The sequence below is a fragment of the Pseudomonas sp. LLC-1 genome (assembly GCF_002992185.1).
GTDB classification, from domain to species: domain Bacteria; phylum Pseudomonadota; class Gammaproteobacteria; order Pseudomonadales; family Pseudomonadaceae; genus Aquipseudomonas; species Aquipseudomonas monteilii.
In genome coordinates, this window is sequence record NZ_LUVY01000014.1 from 232,781 (window position 1) to 253,508 (window position 20,728).

The following is a 20,728-nucleotide window of genomic DNA, read 5'->3' on the forward strand; positions in this document are numbered from 1 at the left end:
TTCCAGTGAGCGGGGCTTTTGCGTATCAAGGCATAATGCACGCCGCGCAGGTAGCGGCAGCAACACAAGGTGAGAGACGTGGTGAAGAAGACGCTGTTCCAATTGCACTGGTTCTTTGGCATCACCGCTGGCCTGGTGCTGGCCTTGATGGGCATCACCGGGGCCTTGTATTCGTTCCAGGAAGAACTGTTGCGCGCATTCAATGCCGATGTGCTCAAGGTAGAGGTGCGCGCCGAAGGCGTGCTGCCGCCAGTCGAACTGGTGCAGCGTGTAGAGGCCCAGCAACACGACAAGGTGTCGATGCTGTGGGTCGACGTGCGTGAAGGTAACGCCGCACGGGTCTTCTTCATGCCGCCACCGGGCGAACGCCGTGGCGAGCTGCGCTATGCCGACCCTTATACCGGCGAACTCAAGGGCGAAGTGGCCGGGCAAGGCTTCTTCAACCTCATGCTCAACCTGCACCGCTTCCTGGCCATGGGCGACACCGGCCGGCAGATTACCGGTGCCTGCACCCTGATGCTGGTGTTCTTCTGCCTCTCCGGCCTGTACCTGCGCTGGCCGCGCAAGGCGCTGGACTGGCGCACCTGGCTGACCTTCGACTGGGCCAAGAAAGGCCGAGCCTTCAACTGGGACCTGCACGCCGTGGCCGGCACCTGGTGCCTGCTGTTCTATCTGCTATTCGCCCTGACTGGCCTGTTCTGGTCCTACGAGTGGTACCGCGAAGGACTGAACAAGCTGCTGGCCGACGCGCCGGCCGCCGGCCAGCAACAAAAACGCGGCGAAGGCCGTGGCCGCCACGGGCCGCAGAAAGTCGACAAGAACGCCCCGCCGCTGGTGGTCGACTATGACGCGATCTGGGCCAACCTCAAGGACGCTGCCGGCCCGGGCCTTGCCGCCTACAACCTGCGCCTGCCACCGGTTGGCGGCCAGCCGGCCAACCTGTTCTACCTGCTGGACGACTCCGCCCACCCACGCGCCTTCAACACCCTGGTGCTGGACCCTGCCACCGGACAGGTGAAAAACCACGACCGTTACACCGACAAGTCCTTCAAGGCCCAGCTGCTGCAGAGCGTCTACGCCCTGCACGTTGGCGAATACTTCGGCCTGCCGGGCCGCATCATCGTCACCATCGCCAGCCTGACCATGCCGCTGTTCTTCGTCACCGGCTGGCTGCTGTACCTCGACCGCCGCCGCAAGAAGCGCCAGGTGCGCGAGGCACGAGGCAACGTTGCCAGCAACGATGGCAGCGGCGAAAGCTGGCTGATCGGTTTTGCCAGCCAAAGCGGCTTTGCCGAGCAACTGGCCTGGCAGAGCGCCGGGCAGCTGCAAGCAGCGGGCATGCCGGTACAGGTGCGCGCCCTGGCCGAACTGGGTGAAAACGACCTTCGCCAAGCCCGCCGCGCGCTGTTCGTGGTCAGCACCTTCGGCGACGGCGAAGCCCCCGACAGCGCCCGCGCCTTCGAGCGCAAGGTGCTTGGCCAACCTTGGGCGCTGAACAACCTCAGCTACGCTGTACTCGCCCTCGGCGACCGCCAGTATCCGCACTTCTGCGGCTTCGCCCGCCGCTTGCAGGCATGGCTGGGTGAGCGCGGCGCCAGCAGCGCGTTCAGCCCGGTGGAAGTGGACAATGCCGACCAGGCAGCGCTGCAGCAGTGGCAGCAAGAACTGGCGCAGCTGACCGGCGCCCAGCCGGTGGCCGCCTGGCAGCCGCCGAGCTTTGGCAACTGGTCACTGGTGCGCCGCGAACTGTTGAACCCTGGCAGCCAGGGGCAGCCGGTGTACCTGCTTGGCTTGCAACCGCAAGCGCCTGCCAGCTGGGAGGCCGGGGACCTGGTGGAGATCCTGCCACTCAATGGCCAGCCCCGTGTCGACGCTTTCCTCAATGGCCTGGCGCTAGACGCCAGTGCCAAGGTGCAGGTGAATGGCCTGAGCGAAACCCTGGCCCAGGCCCTCGCTGGCCGCCAGTTGCCGGCACGCCGTGATCACTTGATCGGCTTGCAGCCGCAGGCGTTGATCGATGCACTGGTGCCGATCGGCAGTCGCGAATACTCCATCGCCTCGATCGCCAGCGATGGCGTGCTGGAGCTGATCGTGCGCCAGGAACGCCATGCCGATGGCCACCTGGGCCTGGGCTCGGGCTGGCTGACCGAGTACCTGCCGCTGAACGGCACCTTGAGCCTGCGCCTGCGGCGTAACAGCGGCTTCCACCTGCCGGAAAGTACTGCACCGATGATTCTGATCGGTAACGGCACCGGTCTGGCCGGCCTGCGTAGCCTGATCCGGGCGCGGGTGAATGCTGGCGAGCAGCGTAACTGGCTGCTGTTCGGCGAGCGTAACCGGGCGCATGACCTGCTGTGTGGCGATGAGCTGCAAGGCTGGCAGGAAAGCGGTGATCTGGCACGGCTGGACCTGGCGTTCTCGCGGGATCAGGCCGAGAAGGTGTATGTGCAGGATGTGTTGCTGCAGCAGGCCGAGGAGTTCAAGCGCTGGGTGGCTGACGGCGCATGCGTGTACGTCTGCGGCAGCCTGCAAGGCATGGCTGCGGGGGTGGATGCAGCGCTCAACGGTATGCTTGGGGAGGCCGCTGTGCAGCAGTTGATCGAAGATGGGCGGTATCGACGGGATGTTTACTGATCAATCATTGATGTAGCCAGTACCGGCCCTATCGCCGGCAAGCCAGCTCCCACAGGTACCCTACTGCCCTCGGGCCGGGTGCTGTACCTGTTGGAGCTGGCTTGCCGGCGATAGGGCCGGTACAGGTTGTCAGTGCAGCTCGAAGGTATCGGCATCCAGGTTGGCCGGGAACTTGGCCCGGTAAGCCGCCAGCTCCGCCGCACTCAACACGGCTGTAAACACCCCGTCCGCCTCCCCGGCACTGAGCAGGCTCTCGCCCTGGAAGTCCAGCACCTGGCTGTCCCCCGAATAGGCAAAGCCTTTACCATCCGTACCCACCCGGTTCACCGCCGCCACATAGCACAGGTTCTCGATCCCCCGCGCCGGCAGCAGCCGGTTCCAGTGCTGGCGGCGCGCAGCCGGCCAGTTGGCGGTGTACAGCAGCAGGTCGGTGTCCTGGGCATCGCGGCTCCACACCGGGAAGCGCAGGTCGTAGCAGATCAGTGGGCGAATTCGCCAGCCCTTGAGCTCGAACTGGACCTGCCGCTCGCCCGGGGTGTAGTGCTTGTGCTCACCGGCCATGCGGAACAGGTGGCGCTTGTCGTAATGCAGGATTTCGCCGTCCGGCCGCGCCCACAGCAGGCGGTTGCGGTGGCTGCCGTCAGCGGCCTGGATGATCACGCTACCGGTAATCACCGCGTTACATTTCTTCGCCTGGGCCTTCAGCCACTTGTAGGTCGGGCCGTTCTCCGGCTCGCACAGGCTTTCCGATTGCATCGAAAAACCGGTGGTGAACATTTCCGGCAGGATTACCAGGTCCACCTCGCCCACCTGCTCCAGCAGCACCTCGAAGTGCGCATAGTTGGCCTCGCGGTCGTGCCAGGCCAGGGTGGTTTGCACCAGGGCGACTTTCAGGTTCGGCAGTGTGCTCAGATCGCGCATAGTCGTTCCGCTGCCTGACGCAGCGTCTCCTCTCGTTTGGCAAAGCACAGGCGAACCAGGCGTTGCTCGGGGATGGGTTGCTGGTAGAACACCGACACCGGAATGGTCGCCACGCCGTGCTCACGGGTGAGCCACAGCGACATGTCGACATCGTTCAGGTCCGGGCGGATCTGCGAGTAGTCCACCAGCTGGAAATAGGTGCCCGTCGTGCGGGTGAAGCTGAACCGTGAACCGTCCAGCAAGCCGCAGAACAGGTCCCGCTTGGCCTGGTAGAAGGCCGGCAGTTCATCGATGTGCTCGGGGTGCTCGGCCATGAAGTCGGCCAGCGCGCACTGCAATGGCGTCACGCCGCAGAAGTTGACGTACTGGTGCACCTTGCGCAGCTCCGCACTAAGCGCCGGAGGGGCGATCACGTAGCCGGTCTTCCAGCCGGTCACGTGGTAGGTCTTGCCGAACGAGCTGACCACGAAGGCGCGTTGGTACAACTGCTCATGGGCCAGCACGCTGGCGTGGCGCACGCCGTCGTACACCAGGTGCTCGTAGACTTCATCGCTGACCAGGTAAATATCGCGGTCGGCAATAAGCTTTGCCAGCTGGTCAAGGTCTTCGCGGGTGATCAGCGCGCCGCTGGGGTTGTGCGGCGAGTTGAGGATGACCATGCGCGTGCGCGGGCTCAAGGCATCGCTGAACTTCTGCCAGTCGATGCGGAAGTCGCCGTCGCTGAGTTGCACATGCACGCAGCGGCCACCGGCCAGTTCCACGGATGGCTCGTAGCTGTCGTAGCAAGGGTCGAAGACGATGACCTCGTCACCCGCATGCACCACCGCCTGGATGGCGCAGAAGATCGCCTCGGTGGCACCGGGGGTGATGGTCACTTCCTGATCGGCATCCACCTTGGCGCCATACAGGCGCTCGACCTTGGCTGCCACCTGTTGGCGCAGGGCCGGCAGGCCGGTCATCGGGGAGTACTGGTTATGCCCGGCGGCCACATGCCGGCCTACTGCATCGAGCAGGGCCTGTGGGCCGTTGAAATCAGGGAAACCCTGGGACAGGTTGAGCGCGCCGGTCTGCACGGCGAGCTGGGACATGGTGGTGAAGATGGTCGTGCCGACATTCGGCAGTTTGCTGCGGATCATGGAGCCCTCTTTCCTGGGGTGTATCCGGCACGGGGTGGAGTCCGAGCATAGCGGATCGAGCGGTCAGGAAAAAGGTTGAAACATTAGGGGCATTGCGCTGGATCAACGGGCCTCTTCGCGGCTAAAGCCGCTCCCACAGGGACACCACAGATTTCGAAAACTGTGCAGTACCTGTGGGAGCGGGTTTACCCGCGAAGAGGAAGACGCGGAATCAGCGCTTGTCGCGGCGCTTCTTCTCGGCCTTCTTGTGGTGCGACATCAGGCGGCGCTTCTTGTTGACCTGGCGGTCGGTGAGGGTGTTCTTCTTGCCCTCGTACGGGTTCTCACCGCCCTTGTACTCGATGCGGATCGGCGTACCGACCAGCTTCAGCACGCGGCGGTAGGTGTTCTCCAGGTAACGCGAGTACGACTTTGGAATCTTCTCGGTCTGGTTACCGTGAATCACGATCAGCGGCGGGTTGGCACCCCCCAGGTGGGCATAGCGCAGCTTGATGCGGCGACCGTTCACCAGCGGAGGCTGGTGCTCGCTCACGGCGTCTTCCAGGATCTGCGTCAGGCGGCTGGTCGGCCAACGGGTTACCGCCGACTTGAACGCAGCCTGCACCGACTTGTACAGGTTGCCCACACCAGTGCCATGCAAGGCAGAAATGAAGTGAATGTCGGCGAAGTCAACGAAGAACAGCCGGCGCTCCAGCTCGGTCTTCACGTAGTCGCGTTCGCCCGGCTGCATGCCATCCCACTTGTTCAGGGCGATGACGATGGCACGGCCCGCTTCCAGGGCAAAGCCCAGCAGGTTCAGGTCGTGGTCCACCACACCTTCGCGGGCGTCCATGACGAAGATCACCACGTTGGCGTCCTTGATCGCCTGCAGCGTCTTCACCACCGAGAACTTCTCGACTTCCTCGTGAATCTTGCCGCGCTTGCGCACACCGGCGGTGTCGATGAAGGTGTACTTCTCGTCATCGCGTTCGAACGGGATGTAGATACTGTCACGGGTGGTACCCGGCTGGTCATAGACCACCACGCGCTCTTCACCGAGCATGCGGTTGACCAGGGTGGATTTACCCACGTTCGGGCGGCCGATGATGGCGATCTTGATGCCATCTTTCTCGCTCGGGCCAGGGATGCGCACGGCCTCTTCGCCTTCGGCGACTTCGGCGTCCAGGGCTTCTTCGACCTGGTCGCGCGGCAGGTGGCCAAGCACGGCCTCCATCAGCGCGTTGATGCCACGGCCCTGGGAGCCCGCCACCGGAATGGCGTTGCCCATGCCCAGCGGCGAAAACTCGGCGCGGGCAACGTCGGCGTCGATGTTGTCGATCTTGTTGGCGACCAGAATCGCCTCTTTGTTGCGCTTGCGCAGGTGCTCGGCAATCATCTGGTCGGCGGCGGTCATGCCGGCGCGGGCATCGACCAGGAACAGCACGTAGTCCGCTTCTTCAATGGCCATGAGCGACTGCTCGGCCATTTTCTCGTCCATGCCCACTTCGTCACCGGTAATACCACCGGTGTCGATCAGAATGAAGGAACGACCCTGCCAGCTGGCATCGCCATACTGGCGGTCACGGGTCAGGCCCGACAAGTCACCGACGATGGCATCGCGGGTTTTGGTCAGGCGGTTGAACATGGTGGATTTGCCGACGTTCGGGCGGCCCACCAGGGCAATTACGGGAACCATCGGCTCTCCACTCTCGAATTCTTGAAAATGCAAAGGCCGCTGCAAGGCAGCGGCCGGAGTACGGGCGGCGTGTCCTACGCCGCGGCTTGAAGCCCGCCAAGGCTTCAAGCATAGCTTCAGCGGATGGTCAGTGCCTCGAGCTTGCCGCTGTTGCCGAAGACGTAGATGGTGTCACCGACCACAAGTGGGCGGGCGCGCAGGCCATCGCTGTCGATACGCTCACGGCCGACGAAGCGGCCGTCCACCTGGCTCAGCAGGTGCAGGTAACCTTCAAAGTCACCCACTGCCACGTAGCTGCTGAACACTTCAGGTGCGGTCAACTGGCGGCGAGCCATGCTGTCGTTGCTCCACAGGGCACTGGAGGAGCGTTCATCCACGCCTTCCACGGTACCCGATGCTTCGCTGACGTAGACGTTACCGAAGCCCTGGGCGACGCCCACATAGCTGGAAGCATCGCGCTGCCACAGCTCGCGACCGCTTTCCAGGTCCAGGCCCGCTACACGGCCTTGGTAGGTGCTGACGTACAGGGTACCACCAGACAGCAGCAAGCCGCCGTCGATATCAACCACACGGTCCAGCTCGGAGCGGCCCTTGGGGATGGCCACACGGCTTTCCCACACGGGTACGCCATTGTTGATGTCCACCGCTACCACTTTACCGGTGGACAGGCCGGCGACGGCCAGGCGGTTGGTGGCGATCGGTGCACCAGTGCCACGCAGGGTCAGCACGGCCGGGGAGTTTTCGTAGATCCAGCGGCGGTCGCCGGTGGCGGCATCCAGGCCGATCAGGCGGTCGTCCTGGGTCTGAACTACCACTACGTCACCGTTGTTGGCAGGCGGGGCCAGCACTTCGCTGGTCACGCGCGAGCGCCAACGCTCTTCACCGGTGCTGGAATCCAGGGCAATCACTTCACCCTTGAGGGTGCCGAGCATGACCAGGCCGTAGCCCACGCCAACTGCGCCGGAAACCTGCAGCTCCAGGTCCTTCTTCCACACGACATCGCCAGTGATGCGGTCCAGGGCGAACACTTCGCCGTTGACGTCGGAGGCGTAGATACGGTCGTTCTCGATGGCCGGCACCAGGGTGTTGTAGGTCTCACCCTGGCCGTCACCGATCGAACGGCTCCACTGCTTCTTCAGCACCACTTCCTCGGTGAACTTGGTCAGCTCGGCCGGAGGCAGTTCCTTCTTGCTGTTGCTGCTGCAACCTGCGGCCAGTACGGCCAGGGTCAGCACTGCTGCATGTTTCCAACCGATCACTTACGCGTCCCCTTTAGCCAGGTCATCCAGCTTCAATTGCAGGCCACCGACTGCCGCGTCATCGGACAGCGCAGCCTTGGCTTTTTCGTAAGCGCTGTGTGCGTCGGCGGCACGGCCCAGTTGCACCAGCAGGTCACCTTTCAACTCTTCACGGCTGGCCAGGAAGGCTTTGTCGGCGTCGCCGTCAAGCAGCTTGAGGGCGTCTTCGGCCTTGTTCTGGGCGGCCAGCACGCGAGCCAGGCGCTGGCGCGAAATCTCGCCCAAGGTCACGTCGGCCGGCTTGTCCAGCACGCTTTTCAGCTCGGCAGCGGCGTCGTCGAGCTTGCCGCTCTCGACTGCCACCTTGGCCACGAACAGGCTGCCGTACTGGGCGTAAGCAGTACCGCCGAACTCGCTCTTGAGCTTGCCGGCCAGTTCCGCGACCTTGGAGGCGTCTGGCTGGCCAGTCGGCGTCAGGCTGGTCTCAAGCAACGCCTGATACAGCTGCGAGGCACCTTGCGACTGGTTGTTCTGGTACTTGTGCCAGGTATTCCAGCCCAATACCACCACGCCGGCCAGCAATGCGCCGGTCAGCAGCGGCTTGCCGTTGCGGTTCCACCAGTCCTTGACGCCTGCCAGATCATCATCATCGGTACTCGACACCCCAATACTCCTTTTCGCCTATTCGTTGTTGAACCGCGTTACGCCTGCGCGATCGCGGTTTCCAGGTGCTCTGCCAGAGCATCCCAGGCAATGTTCTGTTGTTCGCCCTGGCCACGCAGGGGCTTCAAGCCGATTTCTTGCTTGGCCAGCTCGTCGTCGCCCAGGATCAGGGCGAACAGCGCGCCACTCTTGTCGGCTTTCTTGAACTGGCTCTTGAAGCTGCCACCACCGGCGTTTACTGCCAGGCGCAGGCCCGGCAAGCGGTCACGCAGGCTTTCGGACAGGCGCAGACCAGCCAGTTCGGCCTGCTCGCCAAAGGCGCACAGGTAGACGTCGATCTGGCGGCTGATGGACTCCGGTACCTTGCCGAGGGTTTCCAGCAGCAGGATCAAGCGCTCGATACCCATGGCGAAACCAACGCCGGTGGTCGGCTTGCCGCCCATCTGCTCGACCAGGCCGTCGTAGCGGCCGCCGGCACACACGGTGCCCTGGGCGCCAAGCTTGTCGGTGACCCACTCGAACACGGTCTTGCTGTAGTAGTCCAGGCCACGCACCAGCTTGGTGTTGATCACGAACGGAATGCCGGCTGCGTCCAGGCGGGCCTTCAGGCCTTCGAAGTGCACGCGGGACTCTTCGTCCAGGTAGTCTTCCAGCTTCGGCGCCCCCACCAGGACGGCCTGGGTGTTCTGGTCCTTGCTGTCGAGAATGCGCAGCGGGTTGCTCTTCAGGCGGCGCTGGCTGTCTTCGTCCAGCTGCTCCAGGCGCGCCGAGAGGAACTCGACCAGCGCGTCACGGTAGCGTGCACGGGCCTCACTGGTACCCAGGCTGTTAAGCTCCAGCTTGACCGCGTCCTGGATGCCCAGCAGGCCCCACAGGCGCCAGGTCAGCATGATCAGCTCAGCATCGATGTCCGGGCCGTCCAGGTTGAACACTTCCACGCCAATCTGGTGGAACTGGCGGTAGCGGCCTTTCTGCGGGCGCTCGTGGCGGAACATCTGGCCGATGTACCACAGTTTCTGCACCTGGCCATTGCCGGTGATGCCATGCTCCAGCACGGCACGCACGCAGGCGGCGGTGCCTTCAGGGCGCAAGGTCAGCGAATCGCCGTTGCGGTCCTCGAAGGTGTACATCTCTTTTTCGACGATATCGGTCACTTCACCGATCGAGCGCTTGAACAGCTCGGTGAACTCGACGATCGGCGTACGGATCTGGCTGTACCCGTAGGTGTCCAGCAGCCCGGCCACGGTGCCTTCGAAGTAGCGCCACAGTGGCGACTGTTCTGGCAGGATGTCGTTCATGCCACGGATGGCTTGCAGCGATTTGCTCACGAATAGTCCTTACGAATTCTGTGTGTCAGCCACGGGCGATCAGCGCCGCGTCGGCTTCGGCCTTTTCGGCCGCTTTCTGGCGGATGAGTTTTTCCAGCTCATCGACCAGGTTGTCGTTGGTCAGCTTCTGCGTAGGCTTGCCATCGATGTAGATCAGGTTCGGCGTACCGCCGGTCAACCCTACATGGGCTTCCTTGGCTTCGCCCGGGCCGTTGACCACGCAACCGATCACTGCCACGTCCAGCGGCACCAGCAGGTCTTCCAGGCGCCCTTCCAGCTCGTTCATGGTCTTGACCACATCGAAGTTCTGCCGCGAGCAGCTCGGGCAGGCGATGAAGTTGATGCCACGCGAGCGCAGGTGCAGCGACTTGAGGATGTCGTAGCCGACTTTCACTTCTTCGACCGGGTCGGCCGCCAGCGAGATACGGATGGTATCGCCAATGCCTTCGGCCAGCAGCATACCGAGGCCGACGGCGGATTTCACCGTCCCCGAACGCAGGCCACCGGCTTCGGTGATGCCCAGGTGCAGCGGCTGCACGATCTGCTTGGCCAGCAGGCGGTAGGCTTCGACGGCCATGAACACGTCGGAGGCCTTGACGCTGACCTTGAAGTCCTGGAAGTCCAGGCGGTCGAGGTGCTCGACGTGGCGCAGCGCCGACTCGACCAATGCGGCCGGGGTCGGCTCGCCGTACTTCTTCTGCAGGTCTTTTTCCAGGGAGCCGGCGTTGACCCCGATACGGATCGGGATACCACGGTCGCGGGCGGCATCGACCACGGCGCGTACACGGTCTTCACGGCCAATGTTGCCGGGGTTGATGCGCAGGCAATCCACGCCCAGTTCGGCCACACGCAGGGCAATCTTGTAATCGAAGTGGATGTCGGCGACCAGCGGCACACTGACCAGCTGCTTGATCTTGCCGAACGCCTCGGCGGCGTCCATGTCCGGCACCGAAACGCGCACGATGTCTACGCCGGCATCGACCAGGCGCTGGATTTGCGCCACGGTGGCGGCCACATCGTTGGTGTCGGTGTTGGTCATGCTCTGCACCGCGATGGGCGCATCACCACCCACCGGCACATTGCCGACCCAGATTTTGCGGGATTCGCGACGTTTGATCGGAGATTCGCCGTGCATGACTTACTGTCCCAACTTCAGGCGAGCGGTCTCGCCACTGGTGAACGGGGCAACATCGACGGCCTGGCCGTTGTAGCTGACCTGGGCACCACGGGCAAAGCCCAGGCGCACCGCGAACGGCGGCTTGCCGGTCAGTTCGAGGTTGTCCCCCTTGCGCTTGATGGCGCTGAACAGCACCTTGCCGTTGCCATCGGACACCTGGGTCCAGCAATCGGCGGTGAACTGGATGGCAACCTTGGCGCTGCCAGCCGGTACTGCGGCTGGCTCGGTGGCGGCCACGACCGGCGCCGGTGCGGCAGGTGCAACAGCGGCCGGTGCCGGGGTAGCCGCCGGTGCTACCGGGGTAGCCACTGCAGCAGGTGCAGGTTGCGCGGGCGCTGGCTGGGCCGGTGTCGGCACTGGCACTGCAGCAAGGGTTGGCGCCGGGCTTGCCGGGGCCTGTTCAGCGGCGGCGGCGGGCTGTTCGGCAGCGCCCTGCTCCAGCGCCAGCGGTGCGCTTTCGGCTTGCTGGCCAGCGGATACAGCCTGGTCTTCAGGCTCATCGAGCGGGTGAATCTGGGTGGTGCCGTCGGCGCTTTCGACTTCGACGTGCTCCAAAGCAATCTTGGCCAGGTCTTTGCCACGCAGGCTGCCCTGGTCCTGCCACCAGACGAAGCCGCCACCGACCACAGCCACCAGCAACAGCAGGCTGACACCGCGCAGGATGTTGTGCGACAGGCGCACCGGCTCTTCGATACGGCCCAGCGAGTGCACCTCGCTGCCTTTGGCGTGGGTGCCGGTGTAGCGGTCGAAGGCCTCTACCAAGGCGGCCTGGTCGAGTTCCATCAATTTGGCATAGGCGCGGATGTAGCCACGGGCAAAGGTATGCCCGGGCAGCTTGTCGAAGGCGCCGGTTTCCACGTGGTTCAACGAACTGACAGTGAGGTTGAGCTTGCGGGCCACCTCGGCTTGAGACCAGTCCCGTTTCTCACGGGCCAGGCGCAAAAGCTCACCGGGGTTCTGGCCAGGCGCTACTGCTACTTCGGGATGCGCGGCGTTCATCGTTGCTCCGACAGGTATTGCTGATATTCCGGCGTACCGGGATAAAGTCGTTGTAATTGCTGGCCCATCTCGGCCAGTGTGCCCTGCTCGTCGAACACCCGGGCAAGGCGGCTGCCCAGCAGCAGGCTACGGGCATCGTGGTCGCTCAACTGGCTGAAACGATCGTAGTAGTCCCGGGCCGGCACATAATGCCTGTTTTCGTAGGACAACTCAGCCATTTCCAGCAACGCTTTCGGTTGCCGCTGGTTGAGTTGCAACGCTTTCAGCAGATAAGCATGCGCCTGGTCGCGGCGATCGAGCTTCAGGGCAGTCAGGCCCAGGTTCTCGTACACGCGTGAGCGCTCAGGATACAGGGTATCGGCGCTGGCCAGGCGAAACATCTGCTCGGCCTCGGCAAATCGCCCCTGAGCATAAAGGAAACTGCCGTAATTGTTGCGCATTCGCGTGTCGCCGGCGCGGGCTTGCAAGGCCTTGCGAAAGTGGGCTTCAGCGAGCGCCGGCTCACCTTCTGCCTGGAACACCAGCGCCAGGGCCGCGTGCGCGTCGGCATCAGTGCTGTCGAGGGCCAGGGCCTTGCCCAGTGGCGCCTTGGCCTGCTCGGTCAAACCCTGTTGCAAATACCCCAGGCCCAGTTGCACATAAGCCCGCCCCGCCTCCGCCCTGCCCTGGCGGCTGGCCAGGGGGTCGCTCGCACCGCCCGACACACAGCCGGCCAGCAGCGAGAGCGCAAGGATCGACAGCGCGGCGCGCAGGCTCATGGGCAAGGTCCCGGTCAGTGGCTGGCGGCGCTGTCTTGCAGCTCGACGTCTGCGGAAAGCTGGCGCACGGCAATATAGCGCTCGCTACGGCGGGTGCGGTCGTTGACCTGGCCGACCAGCTGACCGCAGGCAGCATCGATATCGTCACCACGGGTGGTGCGCGTGGTGACGTTGAAGCCACCGTGGTGCAGCAGGTCCTGGAAGCGACGAATGGCGTTGTTGCTTGGCCGCTCGTAGCCCGAATGCGGGAACGGGTTGAACGGGATCAGGTTGATCTTGCACGGCACGTCGCGCAGCAACTCGATCATCTGTGCGGCATGCTCAGGCTGGTCGTTGACGTCCTTGAGCAGGGTGTACTCGACAGTAAGCACGCGCTTGCCACCCAGGGTGGACATGTAGCCCATGCACGATTCCAGCAGCACTTTCAGCGGGTACTTCTTGTTGATCGGTACCAGCTTGTTGCGCAGCTCGTCGTTCGGTGCGTGCAGCGACAGGGCCAGCGACACGTCGATGTGCTTGGCCAGTTCGTCGATCATCGGCACCACGCCCGAGGTGGACAGGGTGACGCGACGCTTGGAAATGCCATAGCCCAGGTCATCCATCATGATTTTCATGGCGGCGATGACGTTGTCGAAGTTCAGCAAGGGCTCGCCCATGCCCATCATCACCACGTTGGTAATCGCGCGGTCGACTTTGGCAGGGACGGTCCCGAAGGATTTGTTGGCAAGCCACACCTGGCCGATCACTTCGGCGGCAGTGAGGTTGCTGTTGAAGCCTTGCTTGCCGGTGGAGCAGAAACTGCAGTCCAGGGCACAGCCGGCTTGCGACGATACGCACAAGGTGCCGCGGTCGTCGGTAGGAATGTAGACGGTCTCGACGCAGCTGCCGGAGGCAACGCGGATCACCCACTTGCGGGTACCGTCGGCGGAAATGTCTTCACTGACCACTTCCGGAGGCCGAATCTCGGCAACGGCCTCGAGCTTTTCGCGCAAGACCTTGCCTACGTTGGTCATGGCCGCAAAGTCGGACACGCCAAAATGGTGAATCCATTTCATCACCTGGCCGGCACGGAAGCGTTTTTCCCCGATCGAGTCGAAGAATTGTTCCATTTCCGGCTGGGTCAGACCCAACAGGTTGATTTTGCCAGTAGATGTCGTCATGGATTCACCCTCACCCGTAAGCTTTCGCTTAGCGAGTGGTTACCTCGGTAGCAGCGAAGAAGTAAGCGATTTCGCGAGCAGCAGCAGCTTCGGAGTCCGAACCGTGAACGGCGTTGGCGTCGATCGACTCGGCGAAGTCAGCACGGATGGTGCCGGCAGCAGCTTCTTTAGGGTTGGTAGCGCCCATCAGCTCACGGTTCAGAGCGATGGCGTTTTCGCCTTCCAGAACCTGAACAACAACCGGGCCGGAAGTCATGAAGGCAACCAGGTCACCGAAGAAGCCGCGAGCGCTGTGCTCAGCGTAGAAGCCTTCGGCTTCGGCTTTGGACAGTTGCTTGATTTTCGAGGCAACGATTTTCAGGCCGGCTTCTTCGAAGCGAGTGGTGATCTTGCCGATGACGTTTTTGGCAACGGCGTCAGGCTTGATGATCGAGAAAGTACGTTGAACAGCCATGGAAAACTCCAGAATATGAGTGACACGAAAAATTAAACCCGCGAATTATACGCGGGTTCCGGGGGATTGCCTAACCTGCAAGTGACGCTTAGTCGGCTTCGTCGATCCAGGCAGCCTGGATGGCCTCGAGCACTTTCTCACCGCCGCGTGACGGATCGTCGCTGAACTCTGGCAATGCCAGCACCCAGCGGTGCAGGTCTACGAAATTCACATAACGAGGATCGACCTCAGGCTTGCTTTCTGCAAGCTGAATGGCGATCTCAAGTACATCAATCCATTTCAGGCTCATGGTGCAAACCTCAGTGCGGCGCTTCAGCGGCGTGGTTGAGCGAGTACTTGGGGATCTCGATGGTCAGGTCTTCGTCAGCGACGACCACCTGGCAACCAAGCCGCGACTGCGCTTCCAGGCCCCAGGCCTTGTCCAGCATGTCTTCTTCCAGCTCGTCGGCTTCTTCCAGCGAGTCGAAACCCTTGCGCACGATGCAGTGGCAAGTGGTACAGGCCTTGACGCCGCCGCAGGCACTTTCCATCTCGATGTGATGGTCGTGGGCCAGTTCCAGGATGTTGGTCCCGGTCGGCACCTCCACGGTCAGCCCCTCGGGGCAGAACTTCTCATGCGGCAGGAATGTCACCAGCGGCATCGGTTACTCCTCGATCTCATTCAGGTTGCGCCCGGCCAGTGCGGCTTTGACCGTCGAATCAAGGCGACGGGCGGCAAATGCGTCGGTCACCTGCGACAGACGCTTGGTCTGTTGCTCGATGGCTGCGCCATCGGTGCCGGCCAGCAAATCACGTAGTTCTTGCATCTGGAATTCGATGGCTTCGCGCTCGTCACTGCTGAGCAGGCGCTCACCGTCGGCGTCCAGAGCGCCCTGTACCGCTTCAAGCAGGCGCTCGCCGTCCACCTGGTGCTCGCGCAGCTGGCGGGCGTGCTTGTCGGAACCTGCGTGCTCGAAGGAATCCTTCAGCATGCGGGCGATTTCGCCGTCGGTCAGGCCGTAGGACGGTTTGACCTGGATGCTGGCTTCCACGCCCGAGCCCAGTTCGCGGGCGGCAACGCTGAGCAGGCCGTCGGCATCCACCTGGAAGGTGACGCGGATTTTCGCCGCACCGGCAACCATGGCCGGAATGCCGCGCAGTTCGAAACGGGCCAGCGAGCGGCAGTCGCTGATCAGCTCGCGCTCGCCCTGCAGGACGTGGATCATCATGGCCGTCTGGCCATCTTTATAAGTGGTGAACTCCTGGGCACGCGCCACCGGAATGGTGGTGTTGCGCGGGATCACCTTCTCCATCAGCCCGCCCATGGTCTCAAGACCCAGCGACAGCGGGATGACATCGAGCAGCAGCAGTTCGCCACCTTCGCGGCGGTTGCCGGCCAGGGTGTCGGCCTGAATGGCGGCACCGATGGCCACCACCTGGTCAGGGTCGATCGAGGTCAGCGGGGTACGGCCGAACAGCGCGCCCACGGCTTCACGCACACGCGGAACGCGGGTCGAGCCACCCACCATGACCACCGCACTGACTTCTTCCAGCTCCACGCCACTGTCGCGCACGGCGCGGCGGCAGGCCTTGAGGCTGCGGGCAACCAGCGGCTCGATCATGGCTTCGAAGGCGGCGCGGCTCAGTTCGCCCTGCCAGGCGCCATGGCTGACGCTGACCACATCGGCGTCGGTCAGGGCTTCCTTGGCGGCGCATGCTGTTTGCAGCAACGCACGCTGGGTGGCCGGGTCCAGGTCGGACGACAGGCCAGCCTGCTCGATGATCCAGCCGGCAATGGCGTGGTCGAAATCGTCGCCGCCCAAGGCAGTATCGCCACCAGTGGCCAGCACTTCGAACACGCCAGCGGTCAGGCGCAGGATGGAGATATCGAAGGTACCGCCGCCCAGGTCATAGATGGCCACCACGCCTTCGGCGTTCTGGTCCAGGCCATAGGCCACGGCTGCCGCGGTCGGCTCATTGAGCAGGCGCAGCACGTTCAGGCCTGCCAGGCGCGCAGCGTCCTTGGTGGCCTGGCGCTGGGCGTCGTCAAAATAGGCCGGCACGGTGATCACCGCGCCTACCAGCTCACCACCCAGGGTCGCTTCGGCGCGCTCGCGCAGCACCTTGAGGATATCGGCGGACACTTCCACCGGGCTTTTCGGCCCCTGCACCGTGTCGATGAACGGCATGTGCGACTCGCCACCCACAAAGCGGTATGGCAGCTGCTCGCCCAGTTGCTTGACGTCGGCCAGGCCGCGCCCCATCAGGCGCTTGACCGACAGCACGGTGTTCAGCGGGTCGCTGGAAGCGGCATCACGTGCGGCCTGCCCCACTTCGTTGCGCCCTTCAAGGTAGCGCACCGCGGACGGCAGAATGACGTTACCCTGCGCATCAGGCAGGGGCTCGCTACGGCCGCTGCGCAATGCGGCGACCAGAGAGTTGGTGGTACCCAGGTCGATCCCCACCGCCAGGCGGCGCTGGTGCGGCTGAGGGCTTTGACCGGGTTCGGCAATCTGCAGTAGGGCCATGCTTATCTGAATACCTTAGGTGCCATCACGGGCGACACCGGGTTAATCGTCGAGGCGCTCTTCCAGTTGGCGCACTTCTTGGGCGAGCTTGTCGAGGAACTGCATGCGGCGCATCAGGCGCTCGGCCTTTTCGCGCTCGCCTGGGGCATCCCAGCAGGCGGCAAAGTCCTCGTTCAGGGTGTCCTGGGCAGCCTTCAGGCGCCGCTTGAACACACCCACGCCGTCAAGGTCGGCTTCGTCCTGCAACTCTTCGAGCTCTTCGCGCCACTGCATCTGCTGCAACAGGAAGTCCGGGTCGTGGACAGTGACTTCCTGAGGCACTTCATGGCCGCTGATGGCCAGCAGGTAGCGGGCGCGACGCGGCGCACTGCGCAGTGTCTGGTAAGCGTCGTTGAGGGCTGCGGACTTTTCCAGCGCTACACGCTGCTCACGCTCGGAGGCGTCGGCAAAGCGGTCGGGATGGACTTCGCGGGCCAACTCGCGGTAGCGAGTGGCCAGCTTGTCGAGGTCCAGGCGGAAGCTTGGCTGGAGGTCAAACAATGCGTAATGACAAGGAGTACCCACAGCCAGCCTCAAACGTTGAAGCTTTCGCCGCAGCCACACTCACCGCGCACGTTGGGGTTGTTGAACTTGAAGCCTTCGTTCAACCCTTCCTTGACGAAATCCAGCTCGGTGCCGTCGAGGTAGACCAGGCTCTTGGGATCGATGATCACCTTCACGCCATGGTTCTCGAACACCTGGTCTTCGTCCGCCAGTTCGTCAACGAACTCCAGCACGTAGGCCAGGCCCGAGCAACCGGTGGTGCGCACGCCCAGGCGAATGCCCTCACCCTTGCCGCGCCCGTCGAGGGAGCGGCGAATGTGGTTGGCGGCGGCTTCTGTCATGCTGATAGCCATCAGGACTCCTTACCTCGCAACAGGCGGCTTAGATCAAGCCTTTCTTCTGCTTGTAATCGCGTACGGCTGCCTTGATGGCGTCCTCAGCGAGTACCGAGCAGTGGATCTTGACCGGCGGCAACGCCAGTTCTTCGGCCAGCTGGGTGTTCTTGATGGTCTCGGCTTCGTCCAGGGTCTTGCCCTTCATCCACTCGGTGGCGAGGGAGCTGGAAGCGATGGCCGAACCGCAGCCGTAGGTCTTGAACTTGGCGTCTTCAATAACGCCCTGCTCGTTGACCTTGATTTGCAGACGCATTACGTCACCGCACGCCGGGGCGCCGACCATGCCGGTGCCAACGTCTGGGTCTTCGGCATTCATCTTGCCGACGTTGCGTGGGTTTTCGTAGTGGTCGATGACCTTTTCACTGTATGCCATGGTGCAATTCCTTCCTCATCAGGGAGCCGCTCTTGCCGGCGACTGCTTAGTGGGCGGCCCACTCGATCTTGGAGATGTCAACGCCGTCTTTGTACATGTCCCACAGCGGCGACAGCTCACGCAGTTTGTTGACGGCCTCGCAGACTTTCTGCGCGGCGTAGTCGACTTCTTCTTCGGTGGTGAAACGGCCGAAGGAGAAGCGGATCGAGCTGTGCGCCAGCTCGTCGTTGCGGCCCAGGGCGCGCAGTACGTACGAAGGTTCGAGCGACGCGGAGGTGCAGGCCGAACCGGACGAAACGGCGATGTCCTTCAGCGACATCAGCAGCGATTCGCCTTCGACGTAGTTGAAGCTCAGGTTCAGGTTGTGCGGTACGCGGGCAGTCTGGCTGCCGTTGACGTACAGCTCTTCAAGGTCCGAAACCTGCTTGAAGAAGCGGTCGCTCAGGGCCTTGATGCGCACGTTTTCTGCGGCCATTTCCTGCTTGGCGATGGCGAAGGCTTCGCCCATGCCGACAATCTGGTGAGTTGGCAGGGTGCCCGAACGCATGCCGCGCTCATGGCCACCGCCGTGAATGATGGCTTCCAGGCGTACACGCGGCTTGCGGCTGACGTACAGCGCGCCGATACCTTTAGGGCCGTAGACCTTGTGCGCCGAGAACGACATCAGGTCGACTTTCAGTTTTTGCAGGTCGATTTCGACCTTGCCGGCCGACTGGGCGGCATCGACGTGGAACAGGACGCCGCGCGAGCGGGTCAGTTCACCGATGGCGGCGATGTCGTTGATCGAGCCGACTTCGTTGTTCACGTGCATCAGCGAGACCAGGATGGTGTCGTCGCGCAGCACCGCTTCTACCATGGCCGGGGTGACGATACCGTCTTCGCCTGGCTCAAGGTAGGTGACTTCGAAACCTTCACGCTCCAGCTGGCGAGCGGTATCCAGGACCGCCTTGTGCTCGATCTTGGAGGTGATGATGTGCTTGCCCTTGGTCTGATAGAAGTGCGCGACGCCTTTCAGTGCGAGGTTGTCGGACTCGGTGGCACCGCTGGTCCAGACGATTTCGCGCGGATCGGCGTTAATCAGCTCGGCAACCTGGCGACGACCGTTCTCGACCGCTTCCTCGGCCTTCCAGCCGAAGACGTGGGAGCGCGAAGCCGGGTTACCGAAGTTCCCGTCGACCAGCAGGCAGTCGGCCATCTTCTGGGCCACGCGTGGGTCGACCGGAGTGGTCGCGGAGTAATCGAGGTAGATCGGCAACTTCATTTGTCTCTCCTATCAGGCGGTGGCGTCGCTCATCGTCCCTGGGGGATCAATCGACGGCGGACGTCTCAATCTTGTCCAGCTGGGCGGTTCGGCCTGCGACACGTCGCAAGTCCTGGCGCTGGGCGACTTCCTGCACCTCACGGCGCATGACGAGGTCGGCCAGGCTGATGCCGCTGAGGAATTCATGGATCTGCTGGCTGAGGTCGCACCACAGGTGGTGGGTCAGGCAGGTATCACCGGCATGGCAGTCCCCGAGGCCCTGGCAACGGGTAGCATCGACCGATTCGTTGACCGCATCGATGACCTGGGCCACCTGGATGGTTTCCATGCCCCGCGACAGCTGGTAGCCACCGCCTGGACCGCGCACGCTGGAAACCAGGCTGCTGCGGCGCAGCTTGGCGAACAGCTGTTCCAGATAAGAGAGGGAAATGCCCTGGCGCTCGGAAATATCGGCCAAAGACACCGGCCCATGCTGCGCGTGCAACGCCAGGTCAAGCATGGCGGTCACGGCGTATCGGCCTTTGGTAGTCAGTCGCATGGCTATTGGGTACCACGGGAGTTTCGGGATGTGTGCGAGTATGCGATTCCCGAGCATTTAAGTCAACTATAAGACCTAGTGCTTTAGTCGGGTTTGCATCGGGGAGGCGGGCGCGAGTGTAGCAGACGAGGGGCGTGAGCACACGCCCCGTATGTCACTATGATTTCAGTGCGGCGCAATCAATGCGACTGAGTGTCGCGCTGGGCCACCTTGGCCTCCTCGGCAAAATCATCTTCCGGCAGGGCTGGCAGCTCCTTGGCACAGTAGTCGCTACCCATCTTGGTCAGGGCGCCACACATACCCTCCAGCCGCTCGTCGACCGCTTGCAAGTGGTCGAGCATCTGGCCGATGGCACGCGCCACCGGGTCGGGCATGTCGCCACTGACGCCGTAGGCATCGAAGCCGATCTTCTCGGCCATGGCCTTGCGCTTGGCCTCGACTTCGTTGTCTTCGCTCTTGACGATGATCCGCCCCGGGATGCCCACCGCCGTGGCGCCCGCTGGCACCGCCTTGGTCACCACTGCATTCGAACCAATCTTGGCGCCGGCACCGACCGTGAACGGGCCCAGCACTTTAGCCCCCGCCCCTACCACCACGCCGTTCTCCAGGGTGGGGTGGCGCTTGCCTTTGTTCCAGCTGGTGCCGCCCAGGGTCACGCCCTGATAAAGCGTGACGTCGTCGCCGATTTCGGCGGTTTCGCCAATGACGATACCCATGCCGTGGTCAATGAAGAAGCGCCGGCCAATGGTGGCGCCCGGGTGGATCTCGATACCGGTCAGCCAGCGGCCGAAGTTGGACACCAGCCGGGCCAGCCACTTGAAATCACGCTTCCACAAGGCGTTGCCGAGGCGGTGCAACCAGATGGCATGCATGCCGGGGTAGCAGGTGAGCACCTCGAAGGCATTGCGCGCAGCCGGGTCACGGTGGAAAACGCTTTGAATATCTTCACGCAGGCGTTCGAACATCTG

The 20,728-nt window shown here is 63.1% G+C and carries 21 protein-coding genes; 1 reads left to right on the plus strand and 20 read right to left on the minus strand.

Annotated features, from left to right (window positions below; translation table 11 throughout):
• Nucleotides 1-78: 78 nt before the first annotated feature.
• Entirely contained in the window at nt 79-2,634 is a 2,556-nt protein-coding gene (locus tag A0O30_RS14445; RefSeq protein ID WP_105946963.1) for a sulfite reductase flavoprotein subunit alpha, read from the plus strand.
• A 129-nt stretch (nt 2,635-2,763) separates the two neighbouring features.
• Here A0O30_RS14445 and A0O30_RS14450 read toward each other — a convergent pair whose 3' ends face one another.
• The 20 genes from A0O30_RS14450 to cysE form a co-directional block, all read right to left on the minus strand.
• Nucleotides 2,764-3,555 carry an amidohydrolase gene (locus tag A0O30_RS14450; RefSeq protein ID WP_105946964.1) on the minus strand — a complete coding sequence of 264 codons (792 nt, stop codon included), beginning with the start codon at nt 3,553-3,555 and terminating at the stop codon, nt 2,764-2,766.
• The gene (locus A0O30_RS14455) at nt 3,543-4,691 is read right to left on the minus strand and encodes a pyridoxal phosphate-dependent aminotransferase (protein ID WP_105946965.1); all 1,149 of its coding nucleotides are present in this window, start codon (nt 4,689-4,691) and stop codon (nt 3,543-3,545) included. Before A0O30_RS14455 ends, A0O30_RS14450 begins: the two co-directional genes overlap by 13 nt.
• A gap of 211 nt (nt 4,692-4,902) precedes the next feature.
• Nucleotides 4,903-6,366, minus strand: a complete 1,464-nt coding sequence (der, locus tag A0O30_RS14460; protein WP_105946966.1) for a ribosome biogenesis GTPase Der — start codon at nt 6,364-6,366, stop codon at nt 4,903-4,905.
• Between the two features lie 116 nt (nt 6,367-6,482).
• Nucleotides 6,483-7,625, minus strand: a complete 1,143-nt coding sequence (gene bamB, locus A0O30_RS14465; protein ID WP_003248513.1) for an outer membrane protein assembly factor BamB — start codon at nt 7,623-7,625, stop codon at nt 6,483-6,485.
• Nucleotides 7,626-8,267 carry a tetratricopeptide repeat protein gene (locus tag A0O30_RS14470; RefSeq protein WP_060501832.1) on the minus strand — a complete coding sequence of 214 codons (642 nt, stop codon included), beginning with the start codon at nt 8,265-8,267 and terminating at the stop codon, nt 7,626-7,628. It lies immediately after the preceding gene.
• 38 nt (nt 8,268-8,305) lie between these two features.
• Nucleotides 8,306-9,595, minus strand: a complete 1,290-nt coding sequence (gene hisS / locus A0O30_RS14475) for a histidine--tRNA ligase (RefSeq protein WP_105946967.1) — start codon at nt 9,593-9,595, stop codon at nt 8,306-8,308.
• A 25-nt stretch (nt 9,596-9,620) separates the two neighbouring features.
• Entirely contained in the window at nt 9,621-10,730 is a 1,110-nt protein-coding gene (gene ispG / locus A0O30_RS14480; protein ID WP_105946968.1) for a flavodoxin-dependent (E)-4-hydroxy-3-methylbut-2-enyl-diphosphate synthase, read from the minus strand.
• A 3-nt stretch (nt 10,731-10,733) separates the two neighbouring features.
• The gene (locus A0O30_RS14485) at nt 10,734-11,771 is read right to left on the minus strand and encodes a RodZ domain-containing protein (protein WP_105946969.1); all 1,038 of its coding nucleotides are present in this window, start codon (nt 11,769-11,771) and stop codon (nt 10,734-10,736) included.
• Nucleotides 11,768-12,529, minus strand: a complete 762-nt coding sequence (pilW, locus tag A0O30_RS14490) for a type IV pilus biogenesis/stability protein PilW (RefSeq protein ID WP_105946970.1) — start codon at nt 12,527-12,529, stop codon at nt 11,768-11,770. The genes A0O30_RS14485 and pilW overlap by 4 nt, the downstream gene beginning before the upstream one ends.
• Nucleotides 12,530-12,543: 14 nt before the next feature.
• Nucleotides 12,544-13,689: a 23S rRNA (adenine(2503)-C(2))-methyltransferase RlmN gene (gene rlmN, locus A0O30_RS14495; protein ID WP_012270596.1), complete on the minus strand. Its 1,146-nt coding sequence runs from the start codon at nt 13,687-13,689 to the stop codon at nt 12,544-12,546.
• 28 nt (nt 13,690-13,717) lie between these two features.
• Nucleotides 13,718-14,143: a nucleoside-diphosphate kinase gene (gene ndk, locus A0O30_RS14500; protein WP_008092560.1), complete on the minus strand. Its 426-nt coding sequence runs from the start codon at nt 14,141-14,143 to the stop codon at nt 13,718-13,720.
• Between the two features lie 88 nt (nt 14,144-14,231).
• On the minus strand, nt 14,232-14,432 hold the full coding sequence (gene iscX, locus A0O30_RS14505; RefSeq protein WP_016713204.1) for a Fe-S cluster assembly protein IscX: 201 nt from the start codon (nt 14,430-14,432) through the stop codon (nt 14,232-14,234).
• A 10-nt stretch (nt 14,433-14,442) separates the two neighbouring features.
• On the minus strand, nt 14,443-14,784 hold the full coding sequence (gene fdx / locus A0O30_RS14510; RefSeq protein WP_012270595.1) for an ISC system 2Fe-2S type ferredoxin: 342 nt from the start codon (nt 14,782-14,784) through the stop codon (nt 14,443-14,445).
• Between the two features lie 3 nt (nt 14,785-14,787).
• Nucleotides 14,788-16,650 (minus strand): Fe-S protein assembly chaperone HscA, encoded by a 1,863-nt coding sequence (gene hscA, locus A0O30_RS14515; protein ID WP_104834021.1) that lies wholly within the window; start codon nt 16,648-16,650, stop codon nt 14,788-14,790.
• Nucleotides 16,651-16,692: 42 nt separating this feature from the next.
• Entirely contained in the window at nt 16,693-17,214 is a 522-nt protein-coding gene (hscB, locus tag A0O30_RS14520) for a co-chaperone HscB (protein WP_060501842.1), read from the minus strand.
• Nucleotides 17,215-17,222: 8 nt separating this feature from the next.
• Entirely contained in the window at nt 17,223-17,546 is a 324-nt protein-coding gene (gene iscA / locus A0O30_RS14525; protein ID WP_003248536.1) for an iron-sulfur cluster assembly protein IscA, read from the minus strand.
• A gap of 28 nt (nt 17,547-17,574) precedes the next feature.
• The gene (gene iscU, locus A0O30_RS14530) at nt 17,575-17,961 is read right to left on the minus strand and encodes a Fe-S cluster assembly scaffold IscU (RefSeq protein ID WP_003248539.1); all 387 of its coding nucleotides are present in this window, start codon (nt 17,959-17,961) and stop codon (nt 17,575-17,577) included.
• Nucleotides 17,962-18,007: 46 nt separating this feature from the next.
• Nucleotides 18,008-19,222: an IscS subfamily cysteine desulfurase gene (locus A0O30_RS14535; protein WP_105946971.1), complete on the minus strand. Its 1,215-nt coding sequence runs from the start codon at nt 19,220-19,222 to the stop codon at nt 18,008-18,010.
• Nucleotides 19,223-19,268: 46 nt separating this feature from the next.
• Nucleotides 19,269-19,760, minus strand: coding sequence for a Fe-S cluster assembly transcriptional regulator IscR (gene iscR, locus A0O30_RS14540; protein ID WP_008092572.1), 492 nt, complete (start codon nt 19,758-19,760; stop codon nt 19,269-19,271).
• A 179-nt stretch (nt 19,761-19,939) separates the two neighbouring features.
• Nucleotides 19,940-20,725, minus strand: a complete 786-nt coding sequence (gene cysE, locus A0O30_RS14545) for a serine O-acetyltransferase (protein WP_016713210.1) — start codon at nt 20,723-20,725, stop codon at nt 19,940-19,942.
• Nucleotides 20,726-20,728: the final 3 nt, after the last annotated feature.

Bases quoted from the DNA above. Each gene is read 5' to 3' on its own strand.
- rlmN (WP_012270596.1), bottom strand. From the start codon at position 13,689: ATGACGACATCTACTGGCAAAATCAACCTGTTGGGTCTGACCCAGCCG.
- cysE (WP_016713210.1), bottom strand. From the start codon at position 20,725: ATGTTCGAACGCCTGCGTGAAGATATTCAAAGCGTTTTCCACCGTGAC.
- iscR (WP_008092572.1), bottom strand. From the start codon at position 19,760: ATGCGACTGACTACCAAAGGCCGATACGCCGTGACCGCCATGCTTGAC.
- iscX (WP_016713204.1), bottom strand. From the start codon at position 14,432: ATGAGCCTGAAATGGATTGATGTACTTGAGATCGCCATTCAGCTTGCA.
- fdx (WP_012270595.1), bottom strand. From the start codon at position 14,784: ATGCCGCTGGTGACATTCCTGCCGCATGAGAAGTTCTGCCCCGAGGGG.
- der (WP_105946966.1), bottom strand. From the start codon at position 6,366: ATGGTTCCCGTAATTGCCCTGGTGGGCCGCCCGAACGTCGGCAAATCC.
- hscA (WP_104834021.1), bottom strand. From the start codon at position 16,650: ATGGCCCTACTGCAGATTGCCGAACCCGGTCAAAGCCCTCAGCCGCAC.
- iscU (WP_003248539.1), bottom strand. From the start codon at position 17,961: ATGGCATACAGTGAAAAGGTCATCGACCACTACGAAAACCCACGCAAC.
- pilW (WP_105946970.1), bottom strand. From the start codon at position 12,529: ATGAGCCTGCGCGCCGCGCTGTCGATCCTTGCGCTCTCGCTGCTGGCC.
- A0O30_RS14485 (WP_105946969.1), bottom strand. From the start codon at position 11,771: ATGAACGCCGCGCATCCCGAAGTAGCAGTAGCGCCTGGCCAGAACCCC.
- A0O30_RS14455 (WP_105946965.1), bottom strand. From the start codon at position 4,691: ATGATCCGCAGCAAACTGCCGAATGTCGGCACGACCATCTTCACCACC.
- ndk (WP_008092560.1), bottom strand. From the start codon at position 14,143: ATGGCTGTTCAACGTACTTTCTCGATCATCAAGCCTGACGCCGTTGCC.
- A0O30_RS14535 (WP_105946971.1), bottom strand. From the start codon at position 19,222: ATGAAGTTGCCGATCTACCTCGATTACTCCGCGACCACTCCGGTCGAC.
- ispG (WP_105946968.1), bottom strand. From the start codon at position 10,730: ATGCACGGCGAATCTCCGATCAAACGTCGCGAATCCCGCAAAATCTGG.
- iscA (WP_003248536.1), bottom strand. From the start codon at position 17,546: ATGGCTATCAGCATGACAGAAGCCGCCGCCAACCACATTCGCCGCTCC.
- A0O30_RS14450 (WP_105946964.1), bottom strand. From the start codon at position 3,555: ATGCGCGATCTGAGCACACTGCCGAACCTGAAAGTCGCCCTGGTGCAA.